Origin of the sequence: Neorhizobium populisoli, from assembly GCF_019430945.1 — a bacterium.
In the GTDB taxonomy this organism is placed as follows: Bacteria; Pseudomonadota; Alphaproteobacteria; order Rhizobiales; family Rhizobiaceae; genus Neorhizobium; species Neorhizobium populisoli.
Genome location: NZ_JAHYCB010000011.1, coordinates 61,430 through 82,206, shown reverse-complemented (window position 1 = coordinate 82,206; position 20,777 = coordinate 61,430). Strand labels below are relative to the sequence as shown.

The 20,777-nt window shown below is 57.7% G+C and carries 18 protein-coding genes and 3 pseudogenes; 7 read left to right on the top strand and 14 right to left on the bottom strand.

The window, feature by feature from the left end; all coding sequences use genetic code 11:
• Positions 1-2: 2 nt before the first annotated feature.
• The 7 genes from KX729_RS25770 to KX729_RS25740 form a co-directional block, all read right to left on the bottom strand.
• A complete protein-coding gene (locus tag KX729_RS25770) occupies positions 3-239 on the bottom strand; it encodes a hypothetical protein (RefSeq protein ID WP_219745353.1) in 237 nt (78 codons plus the stop codon).
• Positions 240-497: 258 nt separating this feature from the next.
• A complete protein-coding gene (locus KX729_RS25765; RefSeq protein WP_219745352.1) occupies positions 498-881 on the bottom strand; it encodes a hypothetical protein in 384 nt (127 codons plus the stop codon).
• Positions 882-887: 6 nt separating this feature from the next.
• Positions 888-1,220, bottom strand: a complete 333-nt coding sequence (locus KX729_RS25760) for a hypothetical protein (RefSeq protein ID WP_219745351.1) — start codon at positions 1,218-1,220, stop codon at positions 888-890.
• 2 nt (positions 1,221-1,222) lie between these two features.
• Complete coding sequence (locus KX729_RS25755; RefSeq protein WP_281423266.1) at positions 1,223-1,606, bottom strand: PAAR domain-containing protein; 384 nt, start codon at positions 1,604-1,606, stop codon at positions 1,223-1,225.
• A 249-nt stretch (positions 1,607-1,855) separates the two neighbouring features.
• Positions 1,856-2,173 carry a hypothetical protein gene (locus KX729_RS25750; RefSeq protein WP_219745442.1) on the bottom strand — a complete coding sequence of 106 codons (318 nt, stop codon included), beginning with the start codon at positions 2,171-2,173 and terminating at the stop codon, positions 1,856-1,858.
• A 1,335-nt stretch (positions 2,174-3,508) separates the two neighbouring features.
• Positions 3,509-3,853 (bottom strand): hypothetical protein, encoded by a 345-nt coding sequence (locus tag KX729_RS25745; protein ID WP_219745350.1) that lies wholly within the window; start codon positions 3,851-3,853, stop codon positions 3,509-3,511.
• A 1,978-nt stretch (positions 3,854-5,831) separates the two neighbouring features.
• Positions 5,832-6,008: a hypothetical protein gene (locus KX729_RS25740; protein ID WP_219745349.1), complete on the bottom strand. Its 177-nt coding sequence runs from the start codon at positions 6,006-6,008 to the stop codon at positions 5,832-5,834.
• 277 nt (positions 6,009-6,285) lie between these two features.
• Here KX729_RS25740 and KX729_RS25735 point away from each other — a divergent pair.
• Positions 6,286-6,427 (top strand): annotated as a pseudogene (locus tag KX729_RS25735) (cold-shock protein); the annotation flags it as partial.
• A gap of 62 nt (positions 6,428-6,489) precedes the next feature.
• Here KX729_RS25735 and KX729_RS25730 read toward each other — a convergent pair.
• A complete protein-coding gene (locus tag KX729_RS25730) occupies positions 6,490-7,083 on the bottom strand; it encodes a hypothetical protein (protein ID WP_219745348.1) in 594 nt (197 codons plus the stop codon).
• Between the two features lie 115 nt (positions 7,084-7,198).
• Positions 7,199-7,606 carry a SyrB-like regulator gene (locus tag KX729_RS25725; protein ID WP_219745347.1) on the bottom strand — a complete coding sequence of 136 codons (408 nt, stop codon included), beginning with the start codon at positions 7,604-7,606 and terminating at the stop codon, positions 7,199-7,201.
• 356 nt (positions 7,607-7,962) lie between these two features.
• Here KX729_RS25725 and KX729_RS25720 point away from each other — a divergent pair, with 356 nt between their 5' ends.
• The 4 genes from KX729_RS25720 (at position 7,963) to KX729_RS25705 (ending at position 13,190) form a co-directional block, all read left to right on the top strand.
• Positions 7,963-8,856 (top strand): vWA domain-containing protein, encoded by an 894-nt coding sequence (locus KX729_RS25720; protein WP_219745346.1) that lies wholly within the window; start codon positions 7,963-7,965, stop codon positions 8,854-8,856.
• Between the two features lie 18 nt (positions 8,857-8,874).
• A complete protein-coding gene (locus KX729_RS25715) occupies positions 8,875-10,188 on the top strand; it encodes a serine/threonine protein kinase (protein WP_219745345.1) in 1,314 nt (437 codons plus the stop codon).
• Positions 10,185-11,552, top strand: coding sequence for a metallophosphoesterase (locus tag KX729_RS25710; protein WP_219745344.1), 1,368 nt, complete (start codon positions 10,185-10,187; stop codon positions 11,550-11,552). Before KX729_RS25715 ends, KX729_RS25710 begins: the two co-directional genes overlap by 4 nt.
• An 831-nt stretch (positions 11,553-12,383) precedes the next feature.
• Positions 12,384-13,190 (top strand): cytochrome P450, encoded by an 807-nt coding sequence (locus KX729_RS25705; protein WP_219745343.1) that lies wholly within the window; start codon positions 12,384-12,386, stop codon positions 13,188-13,190.
• Here KX729_RS25705 and KX729_RS25700 read toward each other — a convergent pair.
• Positions 13,140-13,651: pseudogene (locus KX729_RS25700) on the bottom strand (thiol-disulfide oxidoreductase DCC family protein). The gene KX729_RS25705 and the pseudogene KX729_RS25700 overlap by 51 nt on opposite strands.
• Positions 13,652-13,942: 291 nt before the next feature.
• Between KX729_RS25700 and KX729_RS25695 the strand changes: the two are divergent.
• A complete protein-coding gene (locus KX729_RS25695; protein ID WP_219745342.1) occupies positions 13,943-14,179 on the top strand; it encodes a hypothetical protein in 237 nt (78 codons plus the stop codon).
• A 516-nt stretch (positions 14,180-14,695) separates the two neighbouring features.
• Here KX729_RS25695 and KX729_RS25690 read toward each other — a convergent pair.
• Both KX729_RS25690 and lov read right to left on the bottom strand, forming a co-directional pair.
• Positions 14,696-15,100: a gamma-glutamylcyclotransferase family protein gene (locus KX729_RS25690; RefSeq protein ID WP_219745341.1), complete on the bottom strand. Its 405-nt coding sequence runs from the start codon at positions 15,098-15,100 to the stop codon at positions 14,696-14,698.
• Positions 15,097-16,146 (bottom strand): blue-light-activated histidine kinase, encoded by a 1,050-nt coding sequence (gene lov / locus KX729_RS25685; protein WP_219745340.1) that lies wholly within the window; start codon positions 16,144-16,146, stop codon positions 15,097-15,099. The genes KX729_RS25690 and lov overlap by 4 nt, the downstream gene beginning before the upstream one ends.
• A gap of 141 nt (positions 16,147-16,287) precedes the next feature.
• On the opposite strand from lov, the gene KX729_RS25680 reads away from it, so the two are divergent.
• Positions 16,288-16,569 (top strand): DNA-binding transcriptional response regulator, encoded by a 282-nt coding sequence (locus tag KX729_RS25680; RefSeq protein ID WP_219745339.1) that lies wholly within the window; start codon positions 16,288-16,290, stop codon positions 16,567-16,569.
• Between the two features lie 70 nt (positions 16,570-16,639).
• Here KX729_RS25680 and KX729_RS34855 read toward each other — a convergent pair whose 3' ends face one another.
• Entirely contained in the window at positions 16,640-18,940 is a 2,301-nt protein-coding gene (locus KX729_RS34855) for a hybrid sensor histidine kinase/response regulator (protein WP_446692524.1), read from the bottom strand.
• A gap of 111 nt (positions 18,941-19,051) precedes the next feature.
• A pseudogene (locus KX729_RS34850) lies at positions 19,052-20,092 on the bottom strand (PAS domain-containing protein); the annotation flags it as partial.
• Positions 20,093-20,777 lie beyond the last annotated feature (685 nt).

Below are 20,777 nucleotides of genomic sequence, written 5' to 3'. Positions count from 1 at the left end.
GCTCATAAGCGTAGTTCCTCCCTCGTCGCCTTGGCCATCAGCCGCATCATGTCATTGAGCCTATCATCTGGATTGCCGCCCTTTAGTTGAGCATAAATTTCCGGCGACTGGATGAAGCGATCATCACTCGCTCCCATCAGATAAGTCCACTGGAAAAAGCCCCGTTCGGTTTTCAAGCCGTGTGCTCGGGCTTGCCTTTCATGCCGCTCCATGAATATCAGCGCTTCTCGGTCGTCCATGTTCTCTAATAGGTGCGGTGCAGAGCGGCGAAAGACCTCAATTCTTCTATGCCATGAAAACTGTATCCTTTGTCGCCAATCGTCTCCAGGTTCTCTCGTGTCAGTCGCAATAGGCCTTTACCTACTGCAGCATCTGCGGGGCGACGCCCCCGTTTGATGCTTCCGCCCCATTCCTCACTGGGCGCAAAGAAGATCTGCTCGGCCGGCCCCATCAGACGCGCCACCTGTTCTGCGAGAGGGTGGGAAATACCTGCATCATCACGTTCGGATCTGCATGGCGGAAGACGGAGGCCTCGAAGCTCTTTCCTCCTTCATTATTGTCATCAGCCGGCACCTGATCCGGGTCCGCCACTCCTGCCGCCAGAGCGAGTTCGCAGCACCAGGCAAGGCCGACAGACTATCTCCCACCAGATCCTGTTCAGATTCTCGTTCTATGAGAATTCGGTTGATGCTGCGCAGATGACGGTAGATCTCGTCTTCCGACAAGGAGCGGCCTCCGATCCAGAACACGAGGCCGGGCTTGTCCTCGACTAACTCAAGCAGCGCCTCGATACGGACCTTTATCCGCTCTGGGCGGTCTATCTCGTCGGTTGGCAACATACTGCCGCCGCTTTCGTCACCATTGGCGACGGCATGCGCCATATCAAGCTATAACTTCGCCGCAAGAGCAGCAAGCTCTTCGTCGGTCGGCTCTTCCGAGCCTTCCACCGTATCTTGCGAGACAGGCATCGGCGGAGCCATGCACAATGTTACTAACCAAGGTCCACCGAGAACGACGGCGGCTCCTGCACCGATCTGGCGATACAAATGACGATGACTTAATTTGGCTGCGAAAAGACGCGACGGCAGCCCGCCGAAGCGGGCACCATCTATTACTGCATAAATGCGTTTGTCGCAGCCCTCAGCGATTTCGCAAAGGCGCTCAAGAAATGCCCGTGAGACGACAGAGAAACCGTAACTGTCTTCAGTTCTACCGGACATTTTCACCCCCTGATTGTCGGCGTAGATTGCGCCGCCATGCTCACTTGGCAAGAGGTGCCGCTGCCAGCGGCCTTGACTTCATCTTCACCAATGAAAACATTCCCGGAGCCAGTCTGCGCGTTGCCGCCGCAGTCGATGGCGTCACCTACGCGCCCTGCCGGGCGGCCGTTAATGAAGACAGTGCCCGAACCGGCCGCAAGCTTACGTCCATGCGCCGATTGCGGGCAAGTAGGGCAGCCATGGGGAACGTAAGCGTCGCCGACGCGCATCAACTGACGGCTGTTGACATAGACATCCCGACTTCCCCCCGTTGCCGGGGTCGGAGGGAAGTGGCACGAATGGGCCGACCCGATTTCGGCTTTGCGATGTGCTTGCGGAATAGGCAACTCCTCTCTGTTCGGTTAGGCAAGCAATTTCATGACGAGGACGATCCGGGAGAGTGTAAAAATTGGACACGGTTCAGAAGGGATACATTCTCAAAAACATTAAGAAGGCAGGGAACATATTGTAGGTGGCCGAGAGAGCCTGGTTAGCTCAGGAAATCTCCAATCTCCTCTGGCTGGAAAAGAACACAATCAGAGGGTGTGCTTCACCATTGTGCGACTGCGAGTTTCCGTCTCCGACGTCGGTGCCAATCAACGGTCATGAAACTCGAAACAGATGCGCAAAATAAACCGCATTCCGACCAATAAAACCGCTAAGGACAAGAAAGCTCCTAAAGAGAATGCACCGAAATAAGTCCAGGCGAGCGAGAACAGGATCACAGCCGACGGGATGAATACGAGATAAGCCAGTTTCTTCTGCATCCGCATACGCTTCATGTGCTTCACATTTCCCAATATTTCTTGACGAGCGTGGGATCGACCTGATCCCCGAAGACCTGCCGGAACTGCTGGTCTGTCATCTGTCCGCTGTGGAAGCGATCGAGCAGGAGCGACGCGATAGTAGCCCAATTCTCAGCTCCCGCATCATGCCCGGCAAACAAAGCATTCTTAAGGGCTATCGCCTGATGGTCCGCTTTGGGTTATTTTCGGTGATGGAAGTCGGGCCACGCCAGTATGTGTCGAAGCGGCTGGATGGCGTCGGAGGATGGCACCCAAGCAGATCCGGCCCGTCATCGAGCGCACTACTGCCCACCTCAAGGAATGAGCGACTGGACAACTAATGATCCCGAAAGCCGCTTCGGCTTTCGGGATCAACTTCACCCTCTGAATATTTCTCGTGACCTTCAAAGTAGGTGGGCGCGCCTTTCGCCGTAGAGAGCATGGCCTCTGCCTTTGGGCAGTCGTTGACTTGTCGTCTGGTGAGGTCATCGGCGACTGCGGAATAACCGCCCTACCTGCGAGGGATGAAGACTTGCCCGCCATCTCGATAGCCGGGCCCATCTCTGAAGCCGTCAGTGTTGTCTGCCTGACCCCGGTCATACCGGTAATTGCCTCGATCCCAGTTCCGATCATGGTCCGGGCGGCGATGGTGACGATAGTGGTACCCATCCTCGCGGTCGGCCCAGCCTGATCTAGAAGAGTAGCCACCGCCTTCGCTCACGCATCCAGAGAGCGCCAGGCATGTTAAGCCGACTGCAAAGGAGATGCTGATAATTCGAATTGCCATTGGAGTTCCGATCGCTGATTTCTGTCAGCGAACTTGTGTAAACAACAGAGGTTCCTGACCCCGCCGCCAATCATCGCATCACGCGTGGCCAACGACGGCAAAGCCGCGCTGACCTCTACCGCAGCAGGGTATGACGGGTCAAGTCGCTGCGGTGCTGATTGGCTATCAGGCCGGCTGGTTCATCGGAAACGCAGACTGCACTGATGGTTGTTCGAAGCTTAAAGATTGAAAAGCAAGCGTCTCGCTCGCCTCGACGTCCGCATTACGGACGTGCAGCATCACCCGCATTGTCGGCGGCACCTTCTTGACATTTCGCCGGGTCGGCGGCGGTAGCTGATCCGGAGGGAGCCGACGAAATTTGCTCTTGGCGCGCATGACAGGAAATGGATCGGGACGGGAACGGGACAACACCCATCTTCGAACTTTTCGAAGCGAACGATGTGGATCGGATGGATGTGGTGGTTCGAGGCAAAGCCTGCAGGATGACATTGCTTACAAAGATGCGTCGGAAATCCGGCAGATTGTCCGTAATAGGCGCTCAATGCTGCCGAAATCAGACAAGAGGCTTTGTCCTTAGGGCCGTAAGCGGACGCAGCACCCAAAATTCAACGCAAGACGATCGACGCCTTTCGGACATCGACCGTTCAATCAGGGCCTACGATGCTTCAAAGTAGGTATCAAAAGTCGATCTCAAGACCATCTTCGCAGAAATCGAACTTGGCAGGTTCAGACTCGCTACCGTCTGCGTAAGCCGCCTTGACCCACTGTTTGCAGCTTTCGCTGTTGGTGCTTTTGTCCCACACGAGGTCCGCCGTTGCGCCCGGCTTAATGCCCTTACCAATCTCGAAATAGCCCCAGGTCTTTTTGTCTTCCGAGACGAGGACTTTCGTGATTGAGGACTTCGTTGTGTTGGTGGCTGTGAAAGAAAACTCTGCCGCTTGGGCAGTAGTGGTCATCGGTCCACAGGACGCGATACCGAAGGCGATAGCTGCGAAACCTAAGCGTAGGCTATTGGAGTTCATGTCTTTTCCTCGGGTGAGCGCTAATCTGGCGCTCACTTTTCTTGCATCTTGCTGTAGCCGAGTCGACGGGAAATAAAAATCTATGGCTTTATAGTGAATATCGGAGACCAGACGCCTTTTGCGCACAGGACCGCGCTGGGCTTAACGCCCGTCATCATCAAGAACAGGGAAAACATCTCCCGGCGCGGCAATGAGAACAAAAGTGGTATTGGTCGCTGAGGATTCCTTGACGGTCTCTGAGCTTTTAACGAGGTATCTTTCTAGAATGTCCATCGCTTATTTCGAAGTCAGCGTCATTCGCCGTGGCAGACAAATAGCGGGCGCAGTTTTTCCGTGCTCAAGTGGAGGTTGGGAGCTGCTAGGGCATTAAGCTGTGCCGACAGCACATCGCGTACCTCTCGGTCCGTTTTCCAGACCTTGACTACGGTCTCGACTGAGGACGGGGCTTGCGAAAATGCATCACTTGAAAGAACGACAAGGCGAGAGCCGCTATAAACGCGGCTAATGAAACGTGGGTCATTCTCCACTCCTAGAAGACGTTTCCTTGATGATGCCCGGCATTCCAGAGGTTCGTCAATCCGTCGAATATACGGCATAACATAGAAGTGCTGATGCCCACCTCCCTACCTCGCTTCCGTGGGCGGTTTATTTTCCTAAGCAGACGTCGCATAGGGGGTGCTCGGGTCGGACGCCAGGAATGCATCGGGTTGCCGCAATGGAGACAGGTCGTATCTCCTTTGCTAAGGCTGCCAAATGTTTGGGCTTCGCGATTTTTGCTCTCAAGCACACGGCGCTCAAGCTCCGCTTTGATTTCATCATCGCTAAAACCGCCCTTGTTACTCCCCTTGCCACAGTTTGCCAAGCATCTCGGCGAGTATCACGCCGGCCGCCTAGTTAGGCAAGCGACCGGGCTGCCTTGATTGCTCCCGGTCGCCCTTGTCCTCGTGCAGTATCTCACCACGTGCGCATGGACGCCACTTTTTAGCATAGGAGGATGAATCGACAACCCTGCGACGGCCGAAGTCAATAGGGGGACGAACTCCGACCGTCTAACGTCGCCGAGTTGGGTTGTGGGGTATCTCAACGGCGCTGCAACTCAGATGGGCGCAAGAGGCGGAAACAGCAAGCTGGAAAACCCCTAGCGACGGCATTGTCAGCAACCGTACAAAGCTTTCTGGGTGGTCATCAAGGGCTAAAGGAATTCGATTTTGGCCGACATCCTCCTGAGCTGCTCCTCATCACAAAAGCCAAGATGGAACAGCTGTAGCAGAGTCGCCGCCAAGCCTTCCGCTTGGCGGCTAGACCTATTTATGCCGGCCAACTCAATTGCCTCGCGGAGGACCCGTTCCACCGTTGCAAGCTCTTCGGGACTCAGCGGCGGCGGGCCAAAGTGATCTCGGTAGTCTGCTGTCATGAAATCTGGCGCTGGGCTTCGGTCCTAAACGTGACTTTCGAACCGGAGTGGTAAACGGTTCCGGAATTGTTTCGGCTGCAGGTTCTGCCTCCTCTTACAAGTGCCGTCCGGAGATCAAGGAGCGCCGGACCAAAGCGCAGGTTTGGTAGTGAGCTCGCACTCTTTTCTAAGGCGGCGTCTGCGCAACCAAGGGCGCCCTTTCAGCGCGGCAGTCACCACGCTGGATGCCCGCGACATCCCGTCGGCAGACATCAGCATCGTGTCAAAAATGCAGGTGACTATCACAAGAAAGGCGATAGGAACGCCGCAGACGGCGCTGGCACGGGGCCGGTATCGGTGTCGTCATTGGCGCTCTCCTGACAGGACTCGGGATCATGGCCATCCAGGTGTCAGTCCCGTTGTTGACGCCGGCTGGCTTGCCGCGACCAGTGCGGTAACCGGTCGTCGCTGCCGGAGCGGCAGGCGGGGTGACCGGAGCAACCCAAAATCGTCGAGCTCTGTTCGTCCCGCGGAGGAGCATCCTCGCTCAGGCGCAATCAACTACCGATCACCTGCCACCTGGCCTCATGCGCCTTCATCGGTGCTTTGGTGACTTCTGGCCAAGCGTAGGGCTTTAAGGTGGTTGGTTTTCGCCCGGTGTTCGACTTCCTCCTGACGGATCAATTTAACTGCAACGTCGTTAAAACGGTCGATGTCTGCTTTGACGTAACGTCCGCGCTTATCGGCGGTGTCATCTGCCACAGAACGTCGCCCGTTCCTCGGCCGAAGCCCACACTGAAAAAGTCTAGGACTCCGGTCTCGTCAAGTAGCCGTTTGGATCCCTTTGGCGCGTCGACTGTGCATCGAACAGAACCGGCGCTTCCAAACGCTAGAACAAGGCTCCCGTACGGGCTCGGATCCCGAACTTGCAAGGAGCCGGGCGGTAGAAGCTACACACGCCGGCCGCCGCAGTTGAAATTCCACGCGGTCGCCATATCTTTTGATCGACTATTGCGACCAGACAGAAATAGCGTTGACGAAAAACGGCGGGCAGGACGTCTTCGTCCACATCAGCGCTTGAGCGCGGCGGCTCGCTGCGGGAAGGCGATAAGGTGAGCTTCGAGCTCGGTCAGGACCGGAAAACCGGAAAATCGAAAGCAGAGAACGTTTCCGTCCTCTGAGTTTACTTACAAAGAACCAGCTTCTTTACGACTGTTCGTGCGACAGCCGCTGTGCCGAAAATTTATTTGCTATCGTAGCGGTTAAGCATCTGCTTGAGATAACGGTTTTGCACTGAGAGCTTTCTTGCCAGCCGTTTTCGAAGGTCTTGGATTTCGGCATCCAGCTCCGCCATCTCATCGACTGCTGTCTTTGCTGCGACTGGCGTTGTTGCGACAAATTCCGACGGATGGCCATCGGCTGGTGTCAGAGCCTCGGCAACCTTGTCGAACCGCCTAGCTTCAGCCTTTCTCCTGTTGGATGGCTGTTTGAGTGACATCGCTTCTTCGTCGGCGCGCCGATGGGACGTGTCCAGCGCGACAATCTCTTCGACGAAGGCAACCGAGGAATTTAGATCAACGGATGGGGGCGTTGTCTCCCCTAGGTCCGATGTCGCGTAACCTGCCGCGGGGTGGTCTGAAACGGCAGCGGAACTCGCGAGACCACCGGTTCGGTCCTCATCTTGACCTTGATTGTGCGACTGAAGGGCGTCGGCCACGTCTTGAAGCGGGTGATACTCGAGCGCCTGTATGTCGGCGCTCTCATTTGCCTTATCTGCTCTCCCGAGGGCCGGTTTTCTGGAAACCAGATCTGCTAAAAACCGCCACGGCGTCTTCATGCTTCATGCCTTTCGTATGTCAAAACATTGATGCCTTGTTCTTGTGCCGGACCTGATCGATCCGGCACGCGTAACCGTAAGATGGTAAGTCGCAGTCGAAGCTCAATACCTGCAGTCAGTTCTGACCAAGGCGCTTGCGCAGGTCGGCGTTCTCTGCACGAAGCTTCTCAGACAGCTGCTTACGAAGGCCCTTGTTTTCTTCCTCCAGCCTGATGAGGTCCGCGAATTCATCGCTGGGCTCACCGTTGGAAGCTGCGGTCTCGATCGACGTATCGGGAGCAGCGGTCGCACTAGCAGCAGGGCGGCCGGCCGGTTTCGGTGACTTGGCGGGGGCAATTTTGGAACCGCGTTTGGCTCTGGTTTTCTTCACAGACTTTTCCGATGCAGCCAGATCGGTCAATGCCGTCGCCTCAGCGGCCTTAGGCTTGCGAGGCTGACGGGTCTTTTTCGCTATCGGTGCCTGATCAGCGACGATCGGCGTGGAAGTTTCATTCATGTCGTGAGTATCGTTTTCGTCTGGCATCTATGGCTCCTGATTGATGGGCAGATTGTTGTCGAATGAGATCAGCGAAGAGTCAATGATGAGCGACTAGCTGAACTAAAAAGCCGTCGGCGGCATTTGGACAGGAACTGAGTTCTTGGAGCCATCCGATCAAAATAGCGATTCCGGTCGCAATGCATTCAATGCTCGTCCAGCGACGCTTCAAAGCCCCGCGTTTCACCCGGGAGCGTCGGGTGCTTCATACTACCATAATTCGACCGTCAGGGGACTTGGCACGGGGAAGATCCCACAGGTAGGAACTTTCAGGTTCCCGCGGTGTTGTCGTGGCGCCTCTTGCAGGTTTGCGCGCAACTACATCAAACTATTGGAGCTGACTAATGAGTAATACCGAGCAACCGGACCAGCAGACGCCCCCTGCCCCTGAAAATCCTGATGTGACGTTGACATCAAGTGCAACCGGTCCGACCTCCCCGGCTCCGGAAGAACGACCGGTAGAAGCTACGACAGATGCGCCCGTATTTACCGCTGGCAACCAAGCCCCTCAGGAGCGTCCGAAAACCAAAGGCGTGGCTGATATTGTCTTCCTTATAGACATCACTGGCAGTATGGCTCCCTGCGTCGATGCACTGCGGCGCAATATCGAAGCCTTCATCGACACTCTGAGCAAAGGTGATCCCAACAATGCCGCACCGGTCAAAGATTGGCGCGGGAAGGTCGTTGGATACCGCGACATCGAGGCCGCCGAAGCTGAGGGACTGCCCTGGATTGTCGATAATGACTTTGTCCGCGATGCCGGCGCACTTAAAGCTCAGCTCGGCACGCTGCAGGCAAACGGCGGTGGGGATGAGCCGGAATCGCTTCTCGATGCATTGTACAAGCTTGCCTCTATGGAGGCTGTGGCGAAGAATTCGCAGACAGAAGATCCGACAAAATGGCGCTACAGAAGTGACGCGGCGCGCGTCGTCATCGTCTTCACCGATGCATCGTTCAAGGAAACAATGAGCATTGCAGAGGCAAAGGGCGGCTCGCTCCAGGACGTTGCGAACCTGATCATGGCTAACCGGATCATTCTCAGCCTGTTTGCCCCCAATTTTGAAGGCTACGACAGGTTGAGCCAGATCGATAAATCGGAATGGGAGGTCGTGGAGTACGACGGGCTCAACCCCCAGGAGGCGCTCCAAAAGTTCACGTCCGACCCTGTGAACTTCCGCAACACCCTCAAGCAGCTCGCCGCAAGCGTTTCGCGCTCGGCAGCAACTGTCGCACTCTAGCCGGGTCGCCCTAAAGTCATGGCCAAAAAGCTGAAGGTCGGCGACCGGATCCGTCAGTATCGCATAACAAGGGTGTTTGGGCCGGGTATGATGGCGATTTCGTACGGAGCCGAGACTCCGAGTGGTGAGAAAGTCTTCTTTAAGCAGTACAAATCTCCCGCTCCGACGGTTGTCTGGTACAAGGCATTCATTGCTTATCAAAATGAGTTGGGAGCACGGGTCCGTGACGGACGTGCTGCCCAGTTTGCGGTGCGCCAAGTCGATGCGTTCGAAGATGTTTGGGGTGGGCCGTGCTACTTTCAGGCCTTTGAGTTCGTCGAAAATGGCGCCGACCTGCAGCAAATGCTCGATGATGAGCGAGAACAACAGCGCAGCGCGAAGTTGGCTGCAACGCGCGATCCAACGGTGTGGGCGCGTCACATCACGTGGGCGAAGGTGTTCATGGCTGGGATCACAGCGCTGCATGAATCCAAGATCGTCCATGCAGATCTCAAGCCGGCGAATGCCTATCTTCTAAAAGACGCCTCGATTAGCTCTGGCTACCAGCTGAAGTTGATCGATATGGATTTCTCGCTCCTGGCGGATCGACGCGCACCTTGGCACGGGCATCAAGGGTATGTTGGTACCGACAACTATCGATCGCCGGAACATATGAAACGCGGCGGGATCCCGGGACTTGCTTCCGACGTCTTCACGTGTGGCCTGATACTTTACGAACTTTTAGCTGGTTATCACCCGTACTGGACTGAGGATCAAACCGATTACTTAAAGCTAGTTCAGAGCTATGCCGCCAAGCCTCCGGCACTTGCCGGGTTGATGCCGGCTCCGTCTAATAATGCGGACGTCAGTGCCATCCTATATCGTTGCCTTTCACCAGATCCCGCCGCAAGACCAACAGCGGCGGAAGTGCGGGCTGTCCTTAGTGGACGGGGAGCAGGGTCGGTCGATTCCAGAGGAAAACCTGCTGCGGTGCCGGCGTCAGAGGTCCCCGCTCGTGGACTGGCCGAGTTGATCTCATCCAACAGGATCGAGCTGGTCGATGACGATGGACGATCATTGCAGATTGGGGTGAGGACTGAACTCGGAAAACCCCTCTTGCGGCAATTCGGAGCCGACAGCGATTTTTGGGACGAACGCCAGTGCATTGTCGGGCGAGATGCCACGGGGCGGTGGGTGGTCGCGCGCGTTGCTGGCACCACCAACGATACCCTTGTGAACGGCCTGACCCTGGCAGCTCCTCATCCGCTTAGGCAAGGTGATCGGATTGCGGTTGGTCGCGAGGCTAAGGGTATTGCCAAATTGCCCCTTACTGTTCGGGCACTTCCCACATGAACTCCCGCGAAGGATCTCAAGTGCCCCAGCCTGATCCACTCGACGGGCGAACGCCTTTAAAAGATGCGCATGAACTGACCAAAGACTTGTGCACAGGTGAGGTCGACGTGCCCCTCCCCGGCTGCCCTCCCGTTTCTCTTGCATCCAAACCTCCTGTAGCAGGAACCGACCCGATACCTGAGCCTGATCAGTCTCGCCTGGACGGAGAGCTGCTTGAGACTGAAAACACAGTTCCGGATCCGACCCTTTCAGAAACGAAAACGTTCAAGCCATTAGAGATCGTCGATATCGTTGATCTGGATTGGGAAGCTGTCCGCGACCAAGCCAATCCATCCTCCATCCGTGCTCGCGTTCGCTCCGCGGTGGAAAGCATGGAGGCGCTGCTTGACCAAGCCGACGGGCCAGGCATGTTATTTGATGAATTCCGTGGCAGTCCTACGGATAAAGTCATCAAGGTTTCTGCCTTCCAAACTGAAAGCCCGTTGTGGATCATCGGCGACCTGCATGGCGATCTACTGGCGCTTGAGGCTGCACTTGAAGCGGTGCGGCAGCAGGGCCTGCAGCTCCTTGATAGGCCACCGCGGCTCCTGTTTCTTGGCGATCTCTTCGACGATGAGGGCTTTGGCCTCGAAGTCCTTATCCGAATTCTTGAACTGATCGTAGAAGCACCCGACCGCGTTTGCCTGATTGCCGGCAATCACGACGAAGCCCTTTCCTATGATGGCGTAAGATTCTCTTCAAGCGTCACGCCATCGGATTTCGCTGATTTCCTCAATGCCAATCTCACGCACGAATGGATCGAGCGGGCCGGTAAGCTTGCGGTGCGGCTGTTTGCGAACGCTCCCCGCGCGATCTTCTTTCCCGATGGACTGCTTGCCGTACATGGAGGTTTTCCACTCGTCGACTTACACCCAGCCCTTGCTCAGACTGAGGACTGGAATGACCCCATGTGTCTGTCAGATTTCGTATGGACCAGGGCTCATCCGAAAGCCCGGAAGAAGCTGCCAAATAGGTTCTCTCGCGGCAGCCAGTTCGGTTACGAGGACTTCGGCGTTTTTTGCTCCTTATGTGAAGGTCTCGGGCGGCCCGTTACCCATATGATACGTGGCCACGATCACGTGGAAGAGAGATACGCAAATTTCCCGGCTTATCATGCTACTCCGCTAGTGACGACCGTCGCGCTTTCGCGCCGTTTGAGCCGAGAAGCTTTCGGATCGTATGAACGGGTTCCGACTATGGCGCGCTACGTCGAAGGTGCCTTGCCAAGCGTATGTCGACTGCACATTCCACCAGAAATGATCCGTGCGTATTATCCTCCGCGGGCCGTCGACAGCATCGACAACCACCCGAAAGAGGAACATTGACCATGACAGGCGTCATCTTACGTTGTCCGAACTGCGGCACCGCCACAACGACTACCGGTGAGTGCGAAGCCTGTCACGAAGCAAATGTCAGCTTTTACTGTACAAACCATAGGCCCGGACACTTCCTGGATGCACCCGCATGTCCGCAATGCGGAGCGAAGTTTGGTGATCCGCAACGACCTGCGACTCCGTCGGCACCGCCTGCCGCTCGCCCCCGCCCCTTAGATCCTTCACCTAAAGCGGCGCCGCGAAAGGCAATGCCGCCGCTAGACACGGCAGGGCCATGGGACCGGAAAGAAAAGTCCAGATCTGCGCGTCCCGAGGTCGGGCCCGCCCCTGATCGTACCTCGGCCACCGATATTCGTACAGCCAAGATGCTGGAGATGCTGAGAGCTCTGTCACGCTCCAGTCGTGTCCCTCGAAGACCGACCTATTCGGATCCGGAAGCCCCATCTGTGAGAGTAGCAGCGGGGGGCTGCCTGATGCGCTTCGTCCTTCTCGTGCTGTTCCTGTTCATTATGTTGCCGCTGATATTATCGTTGATTGGCGGCTCCCTGTTTGGGTTACTTGGCGACTATTATTATTGATGTCGAGATTTGCCCCGCGCTAGACACTGCTCCCCGCGGAGGACCCATCGAAACTTCTTCGCGGTGCGGATCTGCTCGAGCTGGGTCAGGAGGCCCGGTTCATCACATCCGCCTATAGGCTGGCAGAAGGGAATCCTGACGATTTTCTCGCTTTTCCGATGACGGTGATTCCGCCCGGTGCTGCCCTCGCATACCTTAGCCGCACGCCGGCGACCCGGACATCGGAAGGCCTCCCGTTAAGGATTTGTCCGATGTCGCCTTTGCCGAAACAACGTCGCTGATCAATATCCCCCGCTGGCTGCCTCTGCCGATCGCGCGCCGAAAGGATCGCGCCATGAAGATCATGGATGAATTCATAACCGGACTGTTCTCCACCGCCCTGCAGCAACGCGTGGGCGAGGAAGCCCATCTCATATCCAGCCTGATCGAACACCACGAAGGTCGCGCGCAAGCGATCCGCGATGACGCCATGAGCCTGCTGATTGCCGGACACGAAACTTCAGGCGCGCTGCCGACCTGGTCGTTCGCGATGCTTGCCGCCTTCCCGGTCTGGCTGGAACGCGCAATAGTTGAGGTGGACAGGGTGCGCGGCGCTGAACGGCCCCAAGCATCGGATCTCCTGCGGCTGCCGACGATCATGGCCATACTCCAGGAAACGTTGCGGCTTTACCCGCCCGCCTATACGCTTTTCCTTCGCGAGGCCTTGCGGGACGTCGATATTCAGGGGCAGCGGATTCGGCGCGGAGACCTCGTGCAGGTCATCCCCTACATCACGCAACGCGATGACCGGCTCTTCGAATACGCCGAGCGTTTCGACCCTACGCGCTTCATGAACGAAGCGGATTGGCCGCCTTACGCTTATCTGCCGTTCGGTGCCGGGCCGCGCGTCTGCATCGGGCAGAATTTCGGTTTGATGGAGACCGGCCTGGTGCTGGCGACAGTATTGCAACACATGGTTCCAGCACCGTGCGACCAGCTACCGAAACCGATGGCGCGCTTCTCACTCCGCCCGGCCGGTGGCCTTGTCCTGAGATGGCGCACGCGACGCTGACCGCGCGCCGTTGACGAACCTGTGGCTCTGGCCTGGAGGCGGCACGAAGCAGTTTCCGCCATGCCCAAACCAGCGGTAGCGGTTCCGAGCGATGAATGCGTAGACGACGTCGCGAAGCGAGCGAGGAAAGATGGACAGAACACGAAGTGCGCGCCAGGGCTCTGAGAGCTGCCCGATCAGTGCCAACCCAGCATCGGAGCGAACAAGGCCACGGCCGTCTTCGACCACCAGATAAGTGGCATCAAGATCATCCACCGTCAGACCGTACCGGGCCGCCAACCTCGCCCCTCGTCCGACCAGGCGGAGACAAAACGGATCGTCTGATCGCGTTCGTGACGGAGGATGAAGTGAACCCATGATGAGCATAGAACGCAATTCGTATCAAACACTATGATGGTCGATAACCCCTCATCGGTCACATTCTTGCTTCCCTCACTTAGGCATTTCGAAAATCTCGTCATGATCGCTCTGCGTCACCGTCGGTTCGAGGTAAATCACATGCGTGCGCGTCAAGAGACTGTGGTCGTGTTGAAGCTTGAAAACAACACCTGCGCACGTACGTGGACCCCTCCTCAGAAACGCTGGAGCGGATCGACAGCATCGTGGGCGAGAAACAGAGAGCTGATTTATCCGCGAGGCGGTTGATCAGGCTCTCAAGATGGCTGGGCTTATGAAAAAGATCGAGGCCGACAAGCGATAAACGGCGTCACAACAAGAACGGTGTATAGTGGGTGTTAAGTCAGTGGTAAGAAATGGCGAAGATAATCACAAACAAACCTGCCTCGAATTACCCAACCGAGCCCATCATGACTAATTTTATTGATCTTGCGGATGAAGAAGAGCCTGCGACCGTTTCAGAAGGGTACGTAGCTCGTCTTGCCGAGTATCGCCGCCGCTTGTCGCTTCTCCGGGAAAATCTATCGACCCTCAACGGCATTATGGAAGAAGCCGAAGCCGCTCGTGTGCTAGCCACCCGCACTTGTCATTAAATTAGTAGGTGACGCACCATGATGCTGCAATAGCCGGATCGCCACACATCGGTTATCTCGCGTTCGTCCGGTCCGTATGGGCGCTCCGAGATCCATCCTCCGGCTTGCGCAGCTCAAACGCCTTCATCGAAAATACCGGCGACAACGGCGCTGTTGAGCGGCTGCTGGACCATATTTATGGAGAAAGCTGTAACCGTGACATCGTCATCAGGACGGCCAGGAGTTTGAGGTATGGGGCATTGTCACCAACGCAATCGGGAAGTTTAGGCCGCGGGCGCCGACCCTGGTCGAGGGCAACAACTTCTACGCCTCCTGTCAACGTGTCTTCCAGTCCGTTCACGCGGCTGGCCGGTGGTGTCGTCTAACAACGATGGCTGCGTGATCGCCCGCTCAACGCGGCTAAGGCGCTTGGGATCGATCTGGGTGCGCCCAGGCACCTGACGTAGTTTTCGGCAGCACGGGGGTCTCACCGCACCCGACGCACACGTCTCCTCTCGTTCCGGCGGACGCACTGTTTTACCGGGCCCATGGCGGGACGAAGCGTCGATCCTGATATTCAGCGAGACAGTCCGAATGAAGCGGATCAAGCCACTTCTCAGTTTTCATGTAACCGATAGCGACGACCGGTACTCCTCCTCCGACCGGCGTGACTTCGACAGTTGAGCGAAAACTTCCTTCCTCGCCGACGGCTTCAAGTTCATCGAGGGTTTGGAGACGCTCCTCCTCGATTTCGAAAAGCTCTCCGCGAACCTGCAGGCCAACGCCCGGGCGGTCGAGCATCATCGGGCCGTAGAACGATCCGGCGATATACATGGGGTAGCGCTCGACTGTCTCGACATCGCCCAAGTAGCGTGTGTCGCAAAGGCCCTTCTCGAAGAGGGGAAAGCCACGCTTCAGCGTGCCGTAGATGAACACCTTCATGGATTGGACCTGAGTTTGGCCCCGACGCGGTCCAGCGACGGCAGTTCAATGCGCAGTCGCAACCCATCCTCCCGCCACTCTCGCGTGACGCTCCCGCCAAGCTGCCTTTCAAGAACGGCGCCCAACAGGACGTTTCCAAAACCTCCTCGTGGTTCCGTCTTGGGCGGGCTTGCTCCGCTTTCCGCCCATTCAAGCACGATCCCGTCGCCCTGTCTCTGCCAGCCTATGTGAAGCCGGCCTCCGGGCCGAGACAGCGCGCCATGGACGGCGGCATTGGCGGCAAGTTCGTGTATCGCGAGGCCGAGCGGCTGCACAGATTGTGCGGGAACCGCGACTTCCGACCCTTCGATCTTAACGCCATCCTCGCCGAACACGGCGACCTGAAGCCGCACGATGTCGTGGAGGTATGCCTGCTGCCATCCATTGTCGGCGAGCAGCATATGGGTTCGCGACAAGGCCTGGACGCGCTGCTGCACCGAGGCGGCATAAGCGGCCGCACTGTCTGATCGGCTCAGACGCACGATGCTGTCGACGATCGCCAGAACGTTCTTGGTTCGATGATCTACTTCGAGGAGCAGACGGCGCTCCGCCTCCTCCAGTGTCTGGACCTTCCGGTACGCGGTGACATCGATCTGAGACGCGAAGTAGTAGGCGAGCTGACCCTCGTCGTCGCGGATCGGGCTGAGATGCAGCTGGTTCCAGAAGGCGGTGCCGTCCTTCCTGTAGTTCAGGATTTCGACAGTCCCCTCGCGTTCCTGCGCTATAATCGCGCGGATTTCTGCTACAGCCGTCCGCGACGTTTCCTCGCCCTGTAGCATGCGGCAATTCTTGCCGAGCAACTCATCGGCGGAATATCCGGTGAGGTTGAGGAAGGCGTCGTTAGCAAGGACGATGGGGTAGTCTGGCTGGCGGGCGTCCGAAACCACCATCGGCATGCGGGTTCTTTGGAATGCGAATGTCGCCAGCTCCTTATGGTCTGCCTTTCCCTGTTTGGAGGCTGCGGCGGGCTGGTCGCCATGGATGTCGGACTTGTCGGCTTCAGGCACGCGGCACCTTTCGTTTTTTCTGCAGATCAGAACGTCGAGGGAGCGCAATAGTTCAACCGTTTCGCGCTCCTTCGAAACGATAACTTGCACGACTGTGCTCGTGCTAGAGACAAACCGTTCATCTCCCTGGACATGGACGAGATGCTCCGCGCGTTCGGGGCTACGACGGTGACAACGTTCGGAAACAGAGCCGACGCGCCGGAATGGCTGGATTGGACGCGGCCCGATCTGGCGGTGATCGATCCACGCTTGAACGACGGGACGTGTGCCGACGTCGCGGAACGGCTCGTGGCGGACGGTGTGCCGTTCATCATCTACTCCGGCGCCGAAGTCGACGATCCGGTGTTCAGGAAAGGCGGCTGGCTCGACAAGCCGACCACACCAGATTCGCTCCAAGAGGCGCTCCAGCGGATCCTGTCCTAGAGGAAGTAGAAATAACGACACCGGGCGGTGAATGCCGTATGGGGCCGTGGGACGAGCCGGCAATGGTCGGCTATTTTCGTAACACCTCTTCCAGGGCAGCCCGAAGCTCGTTCTGCCCGTGCGGCTTTGAAAGTAATGCCGTCCTTGACGGATCTTCTAGCTCGGGCCCACGATCCATGCCGGTCGCAAAGATGATTCCGATCTCGGGCCAACGACGTCGGACTTCGCGGCAGAAATCCTCACCGGACATTCCTGGAAGACCGAGATCGGACATGACGATATCGATGCCGCCCTCAGCCAGCATCGGCAGAGCCTCCTCCGCCGAACCGGCCTCAACGACTTCGCAGCCGATCTCCTCAAGCATGTCGATTTCCGACATCCTGATAAGGAGATTGTCCTCTACGATCAGGACCCGCAGGCCCAGAATTTCCTTTACGGCCTTTTCCGCCGTTGGTGGATTCTGCGCCTCGGCACGAGTCTCGGCTATGGCGACCTGCGCCTCATTGTTGAGGACATGGCGGATCTTTCGAGCCAGCGCTTCGCGCGTGTAAGGTTTGGACAGGAGCTGGACGCCAGCATCCAGCCTTCCGCCGTGGACGATCGAGTTCTCGGTGTAGCCTGAGGTGAACAACACCGCCAGTCGGGGAAGCCGCTCCTTGGCTCTGCGCGCCATGTCGCTACTCTTCATCGGCCCTGGCATCACGACGTCGGTAAACAGCATGTCGACTTGGACGCCGCTATCGATGATGGTCAGCGCCGCCGACGCGTCCGGCGCCTTCAGGACGCGGTAACCAAGCTCCTGAAGTAGTTCGACGACTGTCGCGCGGACGCCTTCGTCATCCTCGGCCACCAGTATCGTTTCCTTGCCGCCTTCGATGGGAAGATCGTTCTGGCTGACGTCCACGTCCTCCGGCTGCATGGACCGTGGCAGATACATCCTCACCGTCGTTCCTTGACCAACCTCGCTGTAGATCTTGATGTGGCCGCCTGTCTGCTTAACGAAGCCATAGACCATCGACAGGCCAAGACCGGTGCCTTTACCCTCGGGTTTGGTTGAGAAGAACGGCTCGAAGACCTTCTCAATCAGCTCGGCCGACATGCCGCTTCCCGTATCGGTCACCGACAAGGCTACATATTTGCCCGGCTCGACCTCCTGGTGCCGCCGGGCGTAATCCTCATCAAGGTATGCATTGCCGGCCTCTATTGTCAGTTTGCCAAACCCGTCCATCGCATCGCGCGCATTGATCGCAAGGTTCAGAACCGCGTTCTCGATCTGCATCGGATCGACGAGCGTGTTCCAAAGCCCACCTGACACGATGGTTTCGACCTCGACGCCTTCGCCGATCGTGCGGCGGATCATTTCATCCATTCCGCGGATAAGCCGGCCGACATTGACGACACGCGGATCGAGCGCCTGTCGACGTCCAAAGGCCAGAAGCTGCGAGGCAAGCTTCGAGCCTCGATCGACGCCCGAGAGCGCGTTGGTGATCCGCCGCTCGGCTTTCTCGTTCCCGGCGACGTCGATTGCCAGGAGCTGCAAGTTGCCCGCGACGACCTGGAGAAGATTATTGAAGTCATGCGCGACGCCCCCCGTCAGATTGCCGATGGCCTCCATCTTCTGAGCCTGCTGTAGGGCCATTTCGGACTTGCGGAGCGCAAGCGCCGCTTCCCGCTCTTCCGTGACATCGCGACCGACAGCGTGGATGAACGCATCGTCGGGCACAGCTGTCCAGGATATGGTCCGGTAGCTGCCGTCCTTGGCCTGATACCGGTTCTCGAAAAGGAAAGTGGTCGCTCCGTCGCCAAGCTTCCCGACCTCGGCAAGGGTAGCTTCCCTGTCATCGGCGTGGACGAGGTCCATGAACGAGCGTCCTGTCAGGTCCTCTTCCGTCCACGCAAGGCTTGTCCGCCAAGCTGGATTAATTGCAACGATCCGCGCATCGAAGCTGGCGACCAGCATCAGGTCGGTTGAAAGCCGCCACATCCGGTCGCGGTCCGCTGTCCGCTCCGCCACACGCTCCTCAAGGGTCTGGTTCAGAGCTTCAAGCTTCGCGCGGGTCACGCGCTGATCCTCGATGTCTGTGTTCGTGCCGATCCATCGGACCAGAGCGCCGTCGTCGTCGAGGATCGGCACGGCGCGGGCGATGTGCCAGCGATAGTTGTCATCGGCCTGCCGGAGACGAAACTCGGCTTCATAGGGTTCGCCGGAGGCCAGTGCCTGTTGCCAACGTTGTCCGGCTGCAGAAAGGTCGTCGGGATGGACCATCTTCGTCCATTCCACGCCGTCGAGTTCTCCCGACCGGTGGCCGGAATACTCGTAAACGCGCTCGTTGAACCAGTCGAGCAGGCCGTCCGGCCGAGCCGTCCACACATGATTTGGCAGCGCTTGGGTCAGCGCCCGAAAGCGTGCCTCGCTTTCCCGTAGTTCACGTTGCGCCCGGCGGCGGTCTGTGACGTCCTGCACCACGCCAACAAACCGGACAGGCTTTCCCTGCTGGTCATATTCGAATTCGCCTTTGCGGGCGATGACACGCTTGCGGCCATCATCTGCGCGCCGGATCCTGTATTCGACGTTGAGGGGCGAATCTCCCGACGATCGCGTGCGCCGATTGGAACCGATCTCGCGGTCCTCTTCAAAAACCAGTTCCTCGATCATCTCGATGGGAACCGGCCCGGCATCCGGCAGTCCATAGATCTTTCGGAATTCGGGAGTCGGACTAAGAAGATTCGCTTTGAGGTCGAGCGAGAACACGCCAACGCCGCCCGCCTCCTGCGCCCTGCGCAGCCTTGCCTCGGCTTCAAGGAGCGCCTCCGCCGCAAGATGCTCCTTCGTTTTGTCTCTCAGGACCTTCACGAAGCCGCTTGTTTTGCCGTCCTCGTCGCGGATCGTGCTGATCTCACCGTCCGCCCAGAACCGTTCGCCGGTCTTGCGCACATGCCAGCGTTCGTGATGGGCGCTGCCGGCTTGAAGGGCGGTCTCAGTTGCCTCGGCTGCCTTCCCGGACGCGCGATCTTCCTGGGTGAATAGTACCTCCCAGTTCGATCCGGTCATTTCGGCCTCGGTCCACCCGAAGATCCGGTAAGCGCCTTCGTTCCAACGCACAATTCGGCCATCGAGGCCAAGCGCGAAGATTGCGTAGTCGGTGGCGCCGTCGATAATCTGGCGGCTCTGCCTCTCGCTAGCCCTTAAGCGCTCTTCGGCGAGCACGCGATCGGTGACATCGGTGCCTTGCGCGAAAATACCGACGACGCCACCAGCCGTATCTGATACCGGTTGATAGACGAGATCGACATACCTCCGTTCGACGCTGGAGTTTTCCGAAGGCTGGAAGTCGACAACAAGTGCGTTGCTCTCGAAGGCGACGCCCGACCGGTATACTTCGTCAAGACGCTCGAAGAACCCCTGCCCGCGAAGGTCGGGCAACGCTTGCCGGATCGGCAATCCTATGACCTCCCGGTGCCCGACGAGTTGGCGATATGCCGCATTCGTCAGTTCGAACACATGATCGGGCCCTCTCAGCATCGCCACGAAACCCGGCGCCTGCTCGAACAAAAGACGCAGGCGCTCCTGCTCGCCGGGGCTCCAGCGCTCTGCGATTACTTTCGCGGTGGATTCAACAACGATCGCCATGACACCGCAGGGCCTGCCCTCATCGTCCATGATCGGCGAGTAGTCGAGGTTGATGAAAACCTGCTCGGGCCTTTCGTTTCGGTGGAGGGTAAATTCCTGATCCTTGTAGGCAAGCGTCTTCCCCGAAAGCACGACGTTCATCACGTTGTCGTTGAAGTCGGCCACTTCCGGCCAGCCCTCCCGCACCCTTGATCCGAGCAACCCGGGGTGCCGTCCCCCAGCAAAGACAGAATAGGCGTCATTGTAAATCATCACACCATCTTCGCCCCACAGGGTAACTATGGGGACCGGAGTCTGGAGTATCGTCGTCACAGTTACCTTGACCGCTTGCGGCCATTGCGAAGGGCATCCGAGGGAGGTTGCGTTCCAATCGAACTTGCGAATGAGCGCGGCAAGCTCGCCATTGTGAGCCAGGAAGTTAAAAGCGGATGTCATGATGCCACTTGCTGATTTTTTTGACTGTGTAGCGGAAACTCCACCATTGGGAAAGCGACGAAGCATGTGACGAGGGCCCGCTCAGCAGGCGCGTCGCGCAGTACGCCGCACTCGCTGCCTGATGTTTCGTGAAGACGGATGA